12 protein-coding genes and 1 other annotated feature are annotated in these 14,739 nt (G+C 35.2%); of the genes, 3 read left to right on the forward strand and 9 right to left on the reverse strand.

What is annotated here, in order from left to right:
* Positions 1-19: 19 nt before the first annotated feature.
* The 4 genes from pepF to spxA all read right to left on the reverse strand — a co-directional run bounded on the left by pepF (position 20) and on the right by spxA (position 4,580).
* Positions 20-1,825, reverse strand: a complete 1,806-nt coding sequence (gene pepF, locus NSQ18_RS03625; RefSeq protein WP_339289001.1) for an oligoendopeptidase F — start codon at positions 1,823-1,825, stop codon at positions 20-22.
* A 45-nt stretch (positions 1,826-1,870) separates the two neighbouring features.
* Positions 1,871-3,007, reverse strand: coding sequence for a competence protein CoiA family protein (locus tag NSQ18_RS03630; protein ID WP_168412432.1), 1,137 nt, complete (start codon positions 3,005-3,007; stop codon positions 1,871-1,873).
* A gap of 139 nt (positions 3,008-3,146) precedes the next feature.
* Positions 3,147-3,791: an adaptor protein MecA gene (gene mecA / locus NSQ18_RS03635; RefSeq protein ID WP_016838227.1), complete on the reverse strand. Its 645-nt coding sequence runs from the start codon at positions 3,789-3,791 to the stop codon at positions 3,147-3,149.
* 393 nt (positions 3,792-4,184) lie between these two features.
* Entirely contained in the window at positions 4,185-4,580 is a 396-nt protein-coding gene (gene spxA, locus NSQ18_RS03640; RefSeq protein WP_172597913.1) for a transcriptional regulator SpxA, read from the reverse strand.
* Between the two features lie 434 nt (positions 4,581-5,014).
* Positions 5,015-5,227 (forward strand) — a binding site (T-box leader).
* 56 nt (positions 5,228-5,283) lie between these two features.
* Here spxA and trpS point away from each other — a divergent pair.
* Positions 5,284-6,279 carry a tryptophan--tRNA ligase gene (gene trpS / locus NSQ18_RS03645; RefSeq protein WP_016838221.1) on the forward strand — a complete coding sequence of 332 codons (996 nt, stop codon included), beginning with the start codon at positions 5,284-5,286 and terminating at the stop codon, positions 6,277-6,279.
* A gap of 267 nt (positions 6,280-6,546) precedes the next feature.
* On the opposite strand, the gene fabF is transcribed toward trpS, so the two are convergent.
* The gene (gene fabF / locus NSQ18_RS03650) at positions 6,547-7,785 is read right to left on the reverse strand and encodes a beta-ketoacyl-ACP synthase II (RefSeq protein WP_016838220.1); all 1,239 of its coding nucleotides are present in this window, start codon (positions 7,783-7,785) and stop codon (positions 6,547-6,549) included.
* Positions 7,786-7,852: 67 nt separating this feature from the next.
* Positions 7,853-8,791, reverse strand: coding sequence for a beta-ketoacyl-ACP synthase III (locus NSQ18_RS03655; RefSeq protein ID WP_016838219.1), 939 nt, complete (start codon positions 8,789-8,791; stop codon positions 7,853-7,855).
* Between the two features lie 190 nt (positions 8,792-8,981).
* Between NSQ18_RS03655 and NSQ18_RS03660 the strand changes: the two genes are divergently transcribed.
* On the forward strand, positions 8,982-9,182 hold the full coding sequence (locus NSQ18_RS03660; protein ID WP_016838218.1) for a DUF2929 family protein: 201 nt from the start codon (positions 8,982-8,984) through the stop codon (positions 9,180-9,182).
* A gap of 771 nt (positions 9,183-9,953) precedes the next feature.
* Here the strand turns inward: NSQ18_RS03660 and NSQ18_RS03665 are convergent.
* Positions 9,954-12,089: an AAA family ATPase gene (locus tag NSQ18_RS03665; protein WP_339289003.1), complete on the reverse strand. Its 2,136-nt coding sequence runs from the start codon at positions 12,087-12,089 to the stop codon at positions 9,954-9,956.
* Positions 12,090-12,285: 196 nt separating this feature from the next.
* Here NSQ18_RS03665 and NSQ18_RS03670 point away from each other — a divergent pair, with 196 nt between their 5' ends.
* Positions 12,286-12,981 (forward strand): Crp/Fnr family transcriptional regulator, encoded by a 696-nt coding sequence (locus NSQ18_RS03670; RefSeq protein ID WP_096550511.1) that lies wholly within the window; start codon positions 12,286-12,288, stop codon positions 12,979-12,981.
* 522 nt (positions 12,982-13,503) lie between these two features.
* Here NSQ18_RS03670 and NSQ18_RS03675 read toward each other — a convergent pair.
* Both NSQ18_RS03675 and NSQ18_RS03680 read right to left on the reverse strand, forming a co-directional pair.
* On the reverse strand, positions 13,504-13,812 hold the full coding sequence (locus tag NSQ18_RS03675) for a metal-sulfur cluster assembly factor (RefSeq protein ID WP_026019066.1): 309 nt from the start codon (positions 13,810-13,812) through the stop codon (positions 13,504-13,506).
* An 82-nt stretch (positions 13,813-13,894) separates the two neighbouring features.
* On the reverse strand, positions 13,895-14,656 hold the full coding sequence (locus NSQ18_RS03680; protein WP_016838214.1) for an alpha/beta fold hydrolase: 762 nt from the start codon (positions 14,654-14,656) through the stop codon (positions 13,895-13,897).
* Positions 14,657-14,739: the final 83 nt, after the last annotated feature.

Consider the following 14,739-nt stretch of genomic DNA (forward strand, 5'->3'; position numbering starts at 1 on the left):
TGAGTTATACAGTATTTCACTATTTCAATAACAGTGATTCTAATTCATTGAGTTTTTCTTCAAATACTTTGCAAGCTTGAGCGATTGGTTCTCTTGATTCCATATCTACACCAGCTTTTCGCAATACTTCAATTGGGAAATCAGAACATCCCGCTTTTAAGAAGTTGTTAATATAGCGATCTACTGCAGGACGTCCTTCTTCTAAAATTTGACGGCTTAAAGCAACTGCTGCACTTTGTCCTGTTGCATATTGATATACATAGTAATTGTAATAGAAGTGTGGTATTCTCGCCCATTCTAAGCCAATTTCTTCATCTACCGTCATTTCATCGCCAAAATATTGTTTATTTAAATCATAATAAATTTCTGTAAGATGTTCAGCAGTAAGCGCCTCACCATTTCGATCCATTTCATGAATCATATGTTCAAATTCAGCAAACATTGTTTGGCGATAAACCGTACTTCTGAAACTATCGAGCCAATGATTGAGCAAGTAAACTTTCACTTGTTTATCTTCCGTCGTTTTTAATAAATAATCGAATAAAAGCTCCTCGTTACATGTAGAAGCTACTTCCGCCACGAAAATGGAGTAATCCGCATAAGGATACGGTTGATTTTTCCGAGTATAGTAACTATGCATACTATGTCCAAATTCATGGGCTAACGTAAATAAATTATCAATATTATTTTGCCAGTTCATTAATACGTACGGATTCGTGCCGTATGTCCCTGAAGAATATGCTCCGCTTCGTTTTCCTTTATTCTCCATTACATCTACCCAGCGGCTATTTAATCCTTCTTGGACGATAGTTTGATATTCTTCCCCTAATGGAGCAAAGCTTTTCACCATAATATCTTTTGCTTTTTCATAAGGCATATCCATTTTCACTTTTTTCACAAGAGGTACGAATAAATCATACATGTGCAATTCATCCACATCGAGCACTTTTTTACGCAATGATACATAGCGGTGAAGTGCTGGTAAGTATTCGTGTATCGTTTCAATTAATTGATCATAGACCTTTTCAGGTATATGGTTGCCTGCTAATGCGCGATGACGAGCAGAATCGTAGTTCCGGATTCTTGCATAAACATTATGTGATTTTACGTTGCCTGCTAATGTGGAAGCAAAAGTATTAATATACTTGCCGTACGTATCATACATCGCTTTAAAAGCATTTTTTCTTACTTCACGATCTTCACTTTCTAAAAATGTGATGTAGTTTCCATGAGTCAGTTGTACTTCCTCGCCATCTTCATTCTTGATAGTTGGAAACTCTAAATCTGCATTATTCAAAGCGCTGAAAGTAGTACCCGGAGAGCTTGTCACTTCTGAAAATTGTGCTAATATAGCTTCTTTATCGGCCGATAATACATGTGGGCGCTGTAAATTTAATTCTTTAAACATTTGCTCATATAGACGCAACGGTTCGTATTCTTCTAAATATTGTTGTATTTGTTCTTCCGATAAAGTTAAAATTTCAGGAGTTAAGAAAGACCATGCCGCATTAATCTTTGCTCCTAGAGAACGTGCACGGCTTTCCATCCCTTGATATTTGCTTTTCGTCGTATCTTCATCGTGTTTCAAATGACTATATACGTATAATTTCCCGAAGCGCTCAGAAATTTTGTCGCTAAATTGCAATGTTTCATATAAACTTTTTGCGCTTTCTGTTGCTTTCCCTTTATACTTTTCTGCTTCTGAAATTAATTGCTCAATCTGTTTAAATTCTTCCTCCCATGCCTCGTCTGAAGGGAAAATTGTTGATAAATCCCAAGTCAATTCGACAGGCACTTCATCACGTGTTAATAATTTTTTTGCCATGTCAATGCCCCCGTAATGATAAATTTTTTTCACAATCATATTTTCTCAATATTTTCCTCTTGTTGCAAGAAATTGCCTATATAGCAATTCCTCTAATTGTTCTTCCTTCACTGTGCTCATCATATCTTCCACAGACAAATCTTTGAGAAGTTCTACATATCGATTAACAACTTGTATAGCCTCACTCGTACATGCCCGCTTTGACCATCGTAAAAAGTCAATTATTACTTTTTGATTGATTGCATGTACCTTAATTCCCAATAAATGAATAAAATACATTAGTTCAGTTTGCCATTCTATTGCACATACATGAAATGCTTCATTTCCGCAAATAGGAATCCCTAAAAATATTGGAAATTGATAAAGGTCTATTCGCAGCTCATAAACACTTCTCAAAAATAAATCATTTACACCTTTTCGGCTAAATAATACCCTTGATTTTAAAAATTGATTGATAAAATTATGGTATGCATTTAATACATTGGAAAATTCCTTTTCTGTAAAAGGCCTCGGTATATAAAATGGGAATTTTTGTTTTAATAGTGGGAGAGGACTAATTTTTGATAAATAACTAATTCCCTTTAAATGAATGAGGTTAGATATATACAAAAATTGCTTTGTATTTGGATTATATGTCATTAAATATTTTGCTTTCTTTTCGCTAGTAATAAATTGTTGGAGTTGATGGGGAAGGGTAATTTTTTGTAAGCCATTTTCTTTTATTTTTTGAACAGGAGTCAATGCAATCCAAATAGGTTGGATATTTTTTTGATTGTAACCGCTATTTCGCTCAAGAAATCGTTGATGCTTTATTGGACTACATTGGAATTCGATTGCATACTGATATCCATTTAAATTTATTAGCAGATCTGGTCGTTGATTTAGTTCAGCTATATAAGGCTCTAGCAATACGGGAATTTGAAGATATCGAAAAAGTTGAAACAGCTGTTCTTTTCCTTGGAGATGTTGTATTGTTTCACCTTCAGAAAAATAAGACTCGCAATGACTTATTGAAATGTGAGCAAAGTGAGGCATTTTAACGGTTCCAATTTTCAATTGGAGTTTTTCACCACATTGTGGGCAATAGAATTGTCTTTCTTCTCTAAGGCGTTTTAATGTTGTATGAGGAATTGTGGAATCAATCACAAATCGTTCTTGATTTTCTGTAATTGCTACAAGCACAAAACCCCCCCTTTTCACACCATTTTATGGTAGAATTTTAGGATTGACAAGAGCATACAAAAAGATATATTTTTCAAGGGGGAGATTAACTGAAATTCAAAATATTAACATAAAAAAAAGTGCCTACACCTAGGCACATTTAATTAAAGTAATGAACAATTGTTTCCAAGCAATCTTCTTCCATGATCGCTGTACCGTACTCTTTTAAACGATATATTGTCATTTTTGAACTTGTTAAATATTCATTTAAAATCGAGCGTATATTTTGACGAGTTGCACTATCATTCACACCAGCAAAATCGATGGCAATATAGTAATAATTTTCATATTTATATAAAGAAGTGTGCAAGCCGTACTCCACTAATCGATTTGCTACTGGAATAATTTCGTCGATATCCTTGAATTTATATAATGACATGTTCGCAATTCCTTCATGATTTAACACATCATCATCTTCGAAGGGATTGAACGGGTCTTTATGGTTAACTGTAGCTTCATGATGTTCATCAAAATTAGAGAACAGAGAGCTTGGATCTGAATCATTTACATTGGCACGTGTGACGATTACTTCTAAACCTTGTTCTGAAGCATTCACGTGTATCCAAATTGGGCCATCTAAATCGAAATATTCTTCTGTGTTAATTTCACCAATCATATCCCAAAATAACTCTTCGCCTTTTGCTCTGTTATACCATATTTCTTCACGGCTATAACCGCGATCCTCAATATCACGATATGTGATAAAGAGCTTTATTGTATTTTCATTTACGCGTTCGATGTCCATGAGACTTCAACTCCCTTCACAGTCATTGGTTGAAAAACCGAAAGCGTGTACTTAGTATGTTTGAATCGGAGTAAAATACACCCCAATTCTTTAGTGCCTTTCCCCTTTACTTCCTTTGGTATACAGAACAAAACGCTTAATGAATATTTATGTTTCATTCTATGATTCTATTGTATGATGAACTAATAGAAAATGAAAAGGAAAAACACCCTTCAAATAAAATTATTTGAATTATTCAAAATTGTAGATGACAATATCAATTAAATCAAGTATTAAGTGAAAAAAGGATGAATTTTCTTTATGAAGGAATTCATAATAAAAATGCAATAAAAAAAGCGTAAACAAGTCAAACAAACGTTGACTGAATTTACACTTTTTCACTACATTATATGATTAATTGACCATTTTTTGGGCTTCCATTAATTGATAAGCACGTACTTTTCGAGGTAAAAATCGACGGATTTCATCTTCATTGTAACCAACTTGCAGACGCTTCTCATCTAAAATAATTGGTCTTCGGAGTAATCCTGGATGCTCTTGGATTAATTCATATAATTTTTGTAAAGGTAAACTTTCCACATCAACGTTTAACTTTTGGAATACTTTAGAGCGTGTAGAAATAATTTCGTCAGTTCCATCCTCTGTCATTCGTAATATTTCTTTAATTTCACTAATTGTTAGCGGTTCTGAAAAAATATTTCGTTCTCTATATGGAATATCATGTTGCTCTAGCCAAGCTTTCGCTTTTCTACATGATGTACAACTAGGTGATGTAAATAATGTTACAATCATTGTTACACTTCCCTTCTATATATAAATCAAAGGCATCTATGCTTTATTATTTATTTAGAATTAATATCATTTTAAATTCTGTATCAATTATACAACATTCTTTTTCTTTTGAATATAGGATAATTGAAAAATTCACATATTCATATGATAAATTTAAAAAAACATTCGTGAATCTTAGCTTTTTTTCACAATTAACATAAAATTTCCTACTAAAGTTGTATTTTCTCCCCTCCTTTATCTTCCAATTCATTTTCTCAATTAGATAACGACAATCGAGAATTTCTATATTTATTAATAAAATTTCCTTACATTTTCCTATTACCATACTACCCAAATCTTTTTCATCTCATTCCAAAATGAAAAATTTTTCACGTTTGATTTTTCCTTTGAATTACTTTATAATTCACTCATAATTTACCGAATATATACATTGAACAACGATGACGAAGAGTAGTACATTTGATTTCTGCGTTTAGAGAGTCTGTGGTAGGTGAAAACAGATCGCAGAGCAAATGGAATGGACTTTCGAGTTGGCTTTACGAAAGTGAGTAGTAAAGCTCGTACACTTCACGTTACGAAGAATCGAGAGTGGCCGTTTAAGGCAAACTGGGTGGTACCGCGGATATACATCATTCGTCCCAATACAATTTGTATTGGTCGTTTGATGTTTTTTTATGGATAAAAATAGGAGGTAGTGTTAATGAAGACTATTTTTTCAGGAGTACAACCAACTGGAGTTATTACATTGGGGAACTATATCGGAGCATTTATGCAATTCCCTGCACTTCAAGATGAAGGAAATGCCATTTACTGTATAGTAGACCAACATGCCATTACCGTTCCACAAGATCCAAAAGAATTGCGACAAAACATTCGCACCCTTGCTGCTACATATCTTGCAACGGGCATTGATCCGAAAAAAGCAACGTTATTTATTCAATCGGAAGTACCTGCTCATACAAAAGCTGGCTGGATGTTACAATGTATTTCATCCATTGGTGAGCTCGAAAGAATGACTCAATTTAAAGATAAATCAGCAAAGGAAGGAAAAGAATTCGTTTCTGTTGGTCTATTAACTTATCCACCGTTAATGGCTGCTGATATCCTATTATATAATACGGATATCGTTCCTGTTGGAGAAGACCAAAAACAACATATTGAATTGACTCGTGATTTGGCAGAACGATTCAATAAACGATATGGTGAAGTATTTAAAATTCCAGAAATTCAATTACCAAAAGCAGGAGCTCGCATTAAGTCATTGCAAGACCCGACGAAAAAAATGAGCAAGTCCGACCCAAATACAAAAGCGACAATTCGCTTATTAGATACACCTAAAGAAATCATGAAAAAAATTAAATCAGCCGTTACAGATTCAGATGGTGTTGTCGCTTTCGACGAAGAAAAGAAACCAGGTATCTCCAACTTACTTACAATTGAAGCAGCAGTAACAAATAAATCCATTGATGAGGTTGTAAAAAAATACGAAGGCCTTGGATACGGTGCCTTTAAAGAAGGAGTTGCTACTTGCTTAATTGAACATTTAACGCCCATTCAAGAACGATTCAACGAACTTATCGATTCAGAAGAATTAGATAAAATCTTAGATGAAGGTGCAGAAAAAGCCAATGCCATTGCAAACGAAACCGTTAAGAAAATGGAAATCGCGATGGGAATAGGTCGAATATCACGATAAATAATATTACTAATGATATGATCATTAAATACAATTCAGGAGAACCTAAAATATAAAAAAAGACTGCGCGCCAAGAATAACCAAGCGTCCGATAGTTTAAGTATAAAAGAAGATTGCTTACCGAAATAACGCAAATGCCATAGCTGAATAAAAACAGCATAAATCGAAATATCAAGCCACCATCCTTTACTACTCTTATTATTCATCAAATTAAGTAAAAATGCGTTTAGCTTTGAGCTAAACGCATTTTACTTATCGACAATTTTTTTATTCTTCTATTTTTTTGAATACAAGGCTTGCATTATGTCCACCAAATCCTAAGGAATTGCTCATAGCATATTGAATATCTGCTTTACGAGCTTCATTTGGTACATAATCAAGGTCACACTCAGGATCTGGATTATGCAAGTTAATTGTAGGTGGTAAAATTCCTTCTTTTAATGCTAATGCTGTAAAGATTGCTTCAATACCACCCGCTGCACCAAGCAAGTGACCTGTCATGGATTTTGTTGAACTCATAGCTAATTTATATGCATGGTCTCCAAAGACAGTTTTGACAGCCATTGTTTCATATAAGTCATTGTATGGTGTACTTGTTCCATGAGCATTGATATATCCTATTTCTGTAGGATCAATACCCGCATCTTCAATAGCTTGCTGGATAGCGCGGGCAGCACCTTCACCATTTGGCGCTGGAGCTGTAATATGATAAGCATCACCAGTTGCACCGTATCCAACGATTTCCGCATAAATTTTTGCACCGCGAGCTTTTGCATGTTCATACTCTTCTAATACAAGAATACCTGCACCTTCACCCATAACAAATCCATCGCGTTCTTTATCGAATGGACGGGATGCCGTAGCTGGATCTGTGTTTAGCGAAAGCGCAGTGCTTGAACAGAATCCAGCAACAGCCATTTTTACGATTGGAGCTTCCGTTCCTCCCGTAATCATGACATCTGCATCGCCGCGCTGAATCACTTTAAAAGCATCACCAATAGAGTTTGTTCCAGAAGCACATGCAGTTACAGTACAAGCATTTGGACCTTTTGCTCCTAAATAAATCGAAACTTGCCCACTTGCCATATCTGGAATCATCATTGGAACGAAAAATGGACTTACTCGGCGGGCACCACGTTTTTGGAACACTTCAAATTGTTGTTCATACGTTTCCATCCCACCGATTCCAGAACCAATCCAAACACCAACGCGGTTAGCATTTTCTTCATTAATTACTAAATCTGCATCTTTTACTGCCATCAATGCAGAAGCAAGCGCGTAATGAGTGAAACGGTCCATCTTTCTTGCTTCTTTTCGATCAATATATTGTTCAATATCAAAATCTTTTACTTCAGCAGCAACTTTAGCTGGGAATAATTCTGCTTCGACTCTTGTTAACGGCCCAATGCCGGATTTCCCTTCTTTAATTGCTGACCAGGTTTCATCTACTGTATTACCTAGTGGTGTAACAGCACCTATACCGGTAATCACTACTCTCCTTTTCATGTATCTCTAGTACCCCCTTAGGATTTACTATACTTATAAATTACTATAACTGGAATATGAAAATCTATTATTTTCCCCATTTTATTACGGCGCCGCCCCAAGTGAGTCCTCCACCAAATCCAACTAAAACGACTATATCATCATCTTTAATTTTTCCTTCATCAAGTTCATCTTTTAAAGCAAGACCGATTGAAGAAGATGATGTGTTACCGTATTTATGGATGCGTTTTGATAGTTTATCTTCATCTAGCTCTAATCTTTCTCTTGCTGCTTCCATAATGCGAATGTTTGCTTGATGCGGAACTAAGAAGTCAACATCTTCTTTTGATAATCCAGCCTTTTCAATAACGGATAATGCTGTTGCCCCCATTTGACGCACAGCAAATTTAAATACTTCACGTCCGTTCATATAGATGAAATCTTCGTCGTTCATCTTCAAATATTTTCCGCCAGTTCCATCTGCACCTAATTCAAATGCTAAAATTCCTCTGCCCTCTGATACTTTACCAACAACTGCAGCGCTTGCTCCATCACCAAATAGTACAGCAGTATTCCGATCTTTCCAATCCGTAATTTTTGATAATTTTTCTGCACCAACAACTAAAACGTAATCATAACTGTTGCTTTCCACATACAATTTCGCTGTTGCAAGAGCATAAATAAAACCAGAGCAGGCAGCTGAAATGTCCATTGCAGCCGCATTGCTAGCTCCTAATCGTTCTTGCAATTGACAAGCAACACTTGGAAAAGCACGGTCCGGAGTAACGGTTGCTACTAAAATCAATCCAATTTGTTCAGGTGAAATCCCAGAGTTTTCAAGAGCTTCTTTTGCCGCTTCAAATGCCATATCTGAGGAATCTTCATCTTCACGAGCAATTCTTCTTTCTTGAATTCCTGTACGCGTACGAATCCATTCATCATTTGTATCTAAAATTTTCTCTAAATCAAAATTCGTTACAATCTTTTCAGGAACATATTTTCCTAATCCTAGTATTCCTGCATTCATGGTATTTAACCCCCAATTTAATACTTGCGATTAGTAGTTGGTCTTAATTATAGACCATAATAATGAAATTCACAACAGAAAAATTTGTTTGTACGAAAAGTTTATTGTTCATTTTTGTCGTACTATGTTATGATTATTAAGATGAGCAAAGTATATACTAGTAATTAAAGTTCGATAGAGGTGAAACGAAATGCAATATATTATGTCATTCATTTGGGGAATTTTGTTAATTTCTATGTTAAGCTACGTAGTTGGTTCTATTTTAGGAATTACAGTTTTTGACTTTGTTACAACTTTAGTAGTTGCTGTTATTTTCACAGTACTCGTTTGGGTTGTAGCTGCGATTATTCCTAGCGAATCTCCAAAAGAACTTAAAGCAGATCAACAATAATCTATTCAACAGCTTTGACAAGCACAAAAAAATTAACGAATGGGACTCCTAACTTTCCCATTCGTTTTTTATTTTTCTAACTATTAATTTATGCAATTATCGGTATAGGTATTCGCTTGAACATAATAGCCAAGGAATAGATAAACAGGTGGATACTTCCAAGATTTGAGTATATTGGTCAATATCGAACTCATAATAGTCAACCTGAAGTGGATATTAGACATTCTATGGAACTTATTAGTCAAACAATCAAAATGAGAGGCTGCGATTTACTTTATTAGTCAAAATCGAACTGATAATAGTCAACTTGGGGAAGATATTAGTCATTCTTTGGAACTTATTAGCCAAGCAAACAAAATGGGGGGACAGAGATTTACTTTATTAGTCAAAATTGAACTGATATTAGTCAACCTAAGGAAGATATTAGTCAATCTGTGGAATTTATTAGCCAAGCAAACAAAATGGGAGAACTGTGATTTGCTTTATTAGTCAAAATCGAACTGATATTAGTCAACCTCAGGAAGATATTAGTCAAACTTAAGAACTTATTAGCCAAGCAAATAAAATGAGGGAACTATGATTTGCTTTATTAACCAACTCGAACTGATATTAGTCAACCTGAGGAAGATATTAGTCAAACTTAAGAACTTATTAGCCAAACAATCAAAATGAGAAGCTTAGATTTGCTTTATTAATCAAAATCCATTTTATTTTCGCCTATTTTAAAAAAACGGCTGAGCAAAAAGAGCTCTAGCCGTTTTCACACGTACTTTATTCACCTTTTGCTACTACTAATTGACCTTCTAGTAATGAAACCCTCATCATCTCGCCTGGAAGAATTTCTCCCTTTAACAACTCTCTTGCCACAGCCGTTTCAACATGTCGTTGCACAAATCGTTTTAATGGTCTTGCACCAAATTGTGGGTCAATACCGTTTTCTACAACCCAATTTACCACTTCATCATCCACGATTAGCGTAATTTCATTTTCAGCTACTCGTTGTTGCAATTGTTTAATGTATTTCCAGGCGATTGTAGTAAAGTGTTCATCCGTCAATGCATGGAATAAAATAATATCGTCTATCCGGTTTAACAATTCTGGCTTGAAATGTTTTCGAAGTTCTCTCATTACAACATTTTCAACCTCTTCGTCAACATGAGAGCCTGCTTCCAATAAATACTGAGAACCTATATTGGATGTCATAATGATAACCGTATTCGTAAAGTTTACAAGACGCCCTTGGCTATCCGTAATCCGACCATCATCTAAAATTTGAAGCAAAATATTCGCCACATCTGGATGGGCTTTTTCAATTTCATCTAATAAAATAACAGAATATGGATTGCGACGTACCGCTTCTGTCAATTGTCCGCCCTCTTCATAGCCAACATACCCTGGAGGTGCACCAACTAATCGTGATACACTATGTTTTTCCATATATTCGCTCATATCAATGCGAATAAAATGATCTTCTGAATCAAATAATTGTGCGGCCAATGCTTTTGCAAGCTCCGTTTTCCCTACTCCAGTTGGACCAAGGAAAATGAAGGAACCGATTGGACGGTAAGGATCTTTAATGCCAGCACGTGCACGCCATACAGCTTCTGTTACGAGTTTCACCGCTTCATCTTGACCAACGACTCTTTCATGGAGAGTATCTTTTAAACGCAATAATTTTTCCCGTTCACCTTCCACTAATTTTGTAACTGGAATTCCAGTCCATCGAGAAACAATTGTTGCAATTTCTTCTGCCGTAACTTCTTCTCTTAAAATCCGATTTTCTGAAGCATTGGCTAAAGTTTTTTCTAATTGTTTGATTTCCTTTTCCACAGCAGGAATTTTTCCGTATTGGAGTTCCGCCAATTTATTCAAATCTTGCCTGCTCTGTGCATCTTCAAACTGACGGCGGTACTCATCCAATAATGCCCTTTTTGTTTGCAGTTGCTCCAAACCTTCTTTTTCGAATTGCCATTTCTTTTTTAATTCTTTTTGTTCATCTTTTAGTTGTTGTAATTCTATTCTAAGGGCTTCTAAACGTTTTTTACTCGCCTCGTCCTTTTCTTTCATTAACGCCTGCTCTTCTATTTCCAGTTGCATCACGCGGCGAGTCACATCATCCAATTCTTGGGGCATGGAATCGATTTCTGTACGAATCATTGCGCAAGCTTCATCAATTAAATCAATGGCTTTGTCCGGTAAAAAGCGATCTGTAATATAGCGATTTGAAAGTTGAGAAGCAGCTATTATCGCACGGTCATGAATTCTTACTCCATGATGCAATTCAAAACGTTCTTTTAAGCCCCTCAATATCGAAATCGTATCTTCAACAGAAGGTTCTCTCACCATCACTTGTTGAAATCTTCGTTCTAAAGCTGGATCTTTTTCAATATATTTACGATATTCATCTAACGTAGTCGCCCCGATACAATAAAGTTCACCACGAGCAAGCATTGGCTTCAAAATATTCCCAGCATCCATTGAACCTTCTGCTTTACCTGCACCAACAATCGTATGAATCTCATCAATAAACAAAATGATGCGCCCTTCTGATTCACGAATTTCTTTTAACACGCTTTTTAAACGTTCCTCAAATTGACCACGGAAACTAGCACCAGCAATTAATGAACTCATATCTAATTCCCAAAGAATACAATCTTTCAATCCTTCTGGCACATCTTTACGAACAATTCGTTGAGCCAGCCCTTCAACGATTGCGGTTTTCCCAACGCCAGGTTCTCCAATTAACACTGGATTATTTTTCGTTTTTCTGGATAAAATACGAATCACATTTCGAATTTCTTCGTCGCGGCCAATAACAGGATCAATTTTCCCTTTTTTTACTTCTTCATTTAAATTGCGTCCGAATTTTTCTAATGCACTTTGATTATCTTCCTGTTGTAATTGCATCCAATCACCTTCTTATATGTTTGACCTTCTTTGACTAACTTGATTATAAGATTACGATTATGGAAATGCAAAAAATATCTCCAAAATTATTCAAAAAAAACAGTAGATTAATGTGGTATTATATATATAAGTTTAAATGTGTGTCGTTGAATGGAACCGACAAATTAACATCATTATTAAGGATGTGATGAATAGCATGGTCTTAGTCGATATGGTTCCTATGAATTTCAATTCGCTATTTGCAGAACATGGTCTGTTATTGAAAATAGATAAAGGAAATCAAATCTTCCAGGAAGGTGAAAATGCAGAAGAACTTTATCTTATTCAAAAAGGAGCCGTACAATTAAGCAAAGAAACAGAAAGCGGTAAAGAATTGACGCTAAGAATTTGCGGTCCTAACTCCATGATCGGTGAATGTTCTGTTTTTGGTCCTCCTATCAATCATACAATGACTGCTAAAGCAATGATGAATACTGAACTTTTGTCCATGAAAAAAGATTCATTAGAAATGCTTTTAACTGAGCAACCGACATTAATGATTGAATATATTAAATGGCTACAAAATGAACATCTGAAAACCCAAAGTATTTTACGGGATTTAGTGATGCACGGTAAAAAAGGAGCTCTTTACTCAACCCTCATTCGACTTGCCAATACTTACGGCAAATTGAATGAAAACAACGATCTTTACATTGATTTCAATTTAACGAATTCGGATCTTGCCAATCTTTGCTCCACAAGTCGAGAAATGGTGAATCGTATGCTGAATGATCTAAAAAAACAAGGAGTTATTTCATTTGATAAAAGCATCATTACCATTCACAATTTAGAGTATTTGAAGAAAGAAATATGTTGCGAAAACTGTCCGCTATCCGTTTGCCGCATTGATTAATCAAATTAGAGGACTGTGAAATAGACAGTCCTTTTTTTATATATTTGGATAATATCCAGACAAGTTAATATCTTTTCCGCACAAGTTGATACACTATTTGCACAAGCTGAATCCTTATCTACACTAGTTGATACGCTATCCGCACGAGGCTAAAACCTATACACACAAGTAAACACTTTATCCGTACAAAGTAATTCCTCGTCCTCTCAAGTTGATACACTATCCACACAAGATTGAATCTATACACAAGTAAAACACTTTATCCGCACAAAATGTTTCCTCATACACACAGGATTATCTACACAAGTTTTAATCATATCCGCACAATTTTAATCCTTCCTACTAAGTATTAACCAATCCAAAAAAAGAGCGAATTAGAAAACCCATTGTTTTTCCAATTCGCTCTTTTTCATTTCATAAGGTGTCGGAAATGCCTAATTCGTACTCATCTTTTGATTATTAGTTTATCCAAATTATATAAAGAAATGCATATATTAAATTATTATGATTGCCCCAGTTGTATTAGCGTATTCCTAGAGCCATTTTTGCGTAACGGGACATCATATCTTTATTCCACGGTGGATTCCAAACAATATTGACATCTACATCTTTTACTTCAGGCAATTCGCTTAATACCGTTTTGATTTGATCAACAATGACAGGACCAAGTGGACATCCTAGAGAAGTTAATGTCATTGTAATTTTACATACTCCTTCATCATCCATATCCACATCATATACTAAACCTAAGTTGACAATATCTATACCTAACTCAGGGTCAATAACGTTTTCCAAAGCGCCAAGAATACTTTCTTTCATATCCGCATCCATTGCCATCTCTCATTGCTCCTTTCGTCCAAAATGATAACCATTCTCAATCATCATACTATACAATCGACAAAATTACAAAAATTTAATTTCCTGTTAAATGCTTCGCGAGGAAATCAGTCACAGCTAATACACCGCTGCGATTCACTTTATGTCCTTGATTTTCATCCACTATAAATTGCAAATTCTCTTGTTGCTGATAGTATGGACGTATTGATTCATAAAAATGTAGAGCATTCTCAATTGGTACTGTTTTATCTTTTTTGCCATGCCAGAAAATCACAGGACGGTTGTTTAATTGTTCTGGTGTTTTTGTTATATCATATTCAGAAAGCATATTATGTATCTGTTCGATTTGTTCATCACTAAAAGGAAGTTTTGCTCCTAACTTTTCAAATTCTTTCAATTGGTAATCTGCAAATGCAATATATCCTGGAGCACCCATACATACCCCAGCCGCATCAATCCAATTATATTTCTTTAAACAGCCGCATGTAACAATTCCACCCATACTTGTACCCGCAATACCTACTTTCGTTGGTTGGAATCGAGACTGTATTTCATTGTATATCTTGCCAACGTCTTGTATAGAATTCACTACGATGCTCCAAAACTTTAAGTTCATTTTTTCTTCCGATATTTGCTCACTTCTTCCACCATGAAATAGAGCATCAGGCAAAATGACACGAATCCCTTTTTTCACTAATTGATAAGCATAATGTAAATTGTGCTCTTTCGCACTTAAAAAACCATGTAAAAAAATAACAATAGGTGAATACTCATTCATTTCTTCGGTATAACAATGGATGAGCGGAATATCTTCCCATAATTCATCATTTATTATCATTACATTCACTCCTCAAAGGCTATCTCTTGTTATGTTAACAAAAAATATCAATAGAGACAAAATTTTGACGTACACGTAATGTC

It is taken from the genome of Ureibacillus sp. FSL K6-0786, from assembly GCF_037965165.1.
In the GTDB taxonomy this organism is placed as follows: Bacteria; Bacillota; Bacilli; order Bacillales_A; family Planococcaceae; genus Ureibacillus; species Ureibacillus thermosphaericus.

Bases quoted from the DNA above. Each gene is read 5' to 3' on its own strand.
- pepF (WP_339289001.1), bottom strand. From the start codon at position 1,825: ATGGCAAAAAAATTATTAACACGTGATGAAGTGCCTGTCGAATTGACT.
- mecA (WP_016838227.1), bottom strand. From the start codon at position 3,791: ATGGACATCGAACGCGTAAATGAAAATACAATAAAGCTCTTTATCACA.
- trpS (WP_016838221.1), top strand. From the start codon at position 5,284: ATGAAGACTATTTTTTCAGGAGTACAACCAACTGGAGTTATTACATTG.
- fabF (WP_016838220.1), bottom strand. From the start codon at position 7,785: ATGAAAAGGAGAGTAGTGATTACCGGTATAGGTGCTGTTACACCACTA.
- NSQ18_RS03655 (WP_016838219.1), bottom strand. From the start codon at position 8,791: ATGAATGCAGGAATACTAGGATTAGGAAAATATGTTCCTGAAAAGATT.
- NSQ18_RS03660 (WP_016838218.1), top strand. From the start codon at position 8,982: ATGCAATATATTATGTCATTCATTTGGGGAATTTTGTTAATTTCTATG.
- NSQ18_RS03665 (WP_339289003.1), bottom strand. From the start codon at position 12,089: ATGCAATTACAACAGGAAGATAATCAAAGTGCATTAGAAAAATTCGGA.
- NSQ18_RS03670 (WP_096550511.1), top strand. From the start codon at position 12,286: ATGGTCTTAGTCGATATGGTTCCTATGAATTTCAATTCGCTATTTGCA.
- NSQ18_RS03675 (WP_026019066.1), bottom strand. From the start codon at position 13,812: ATGGATGCGGATATGAAAGAAAGTATTCTTGGCGCTTTGGAAAACGTT.
- NSQ18_RS03680 (WP_016838214.1), bottom strand. From the start codon at position 14,656: ATGATAATAAATGATGAATTATGGGAAGATATTCCGCTCATCCATTGT.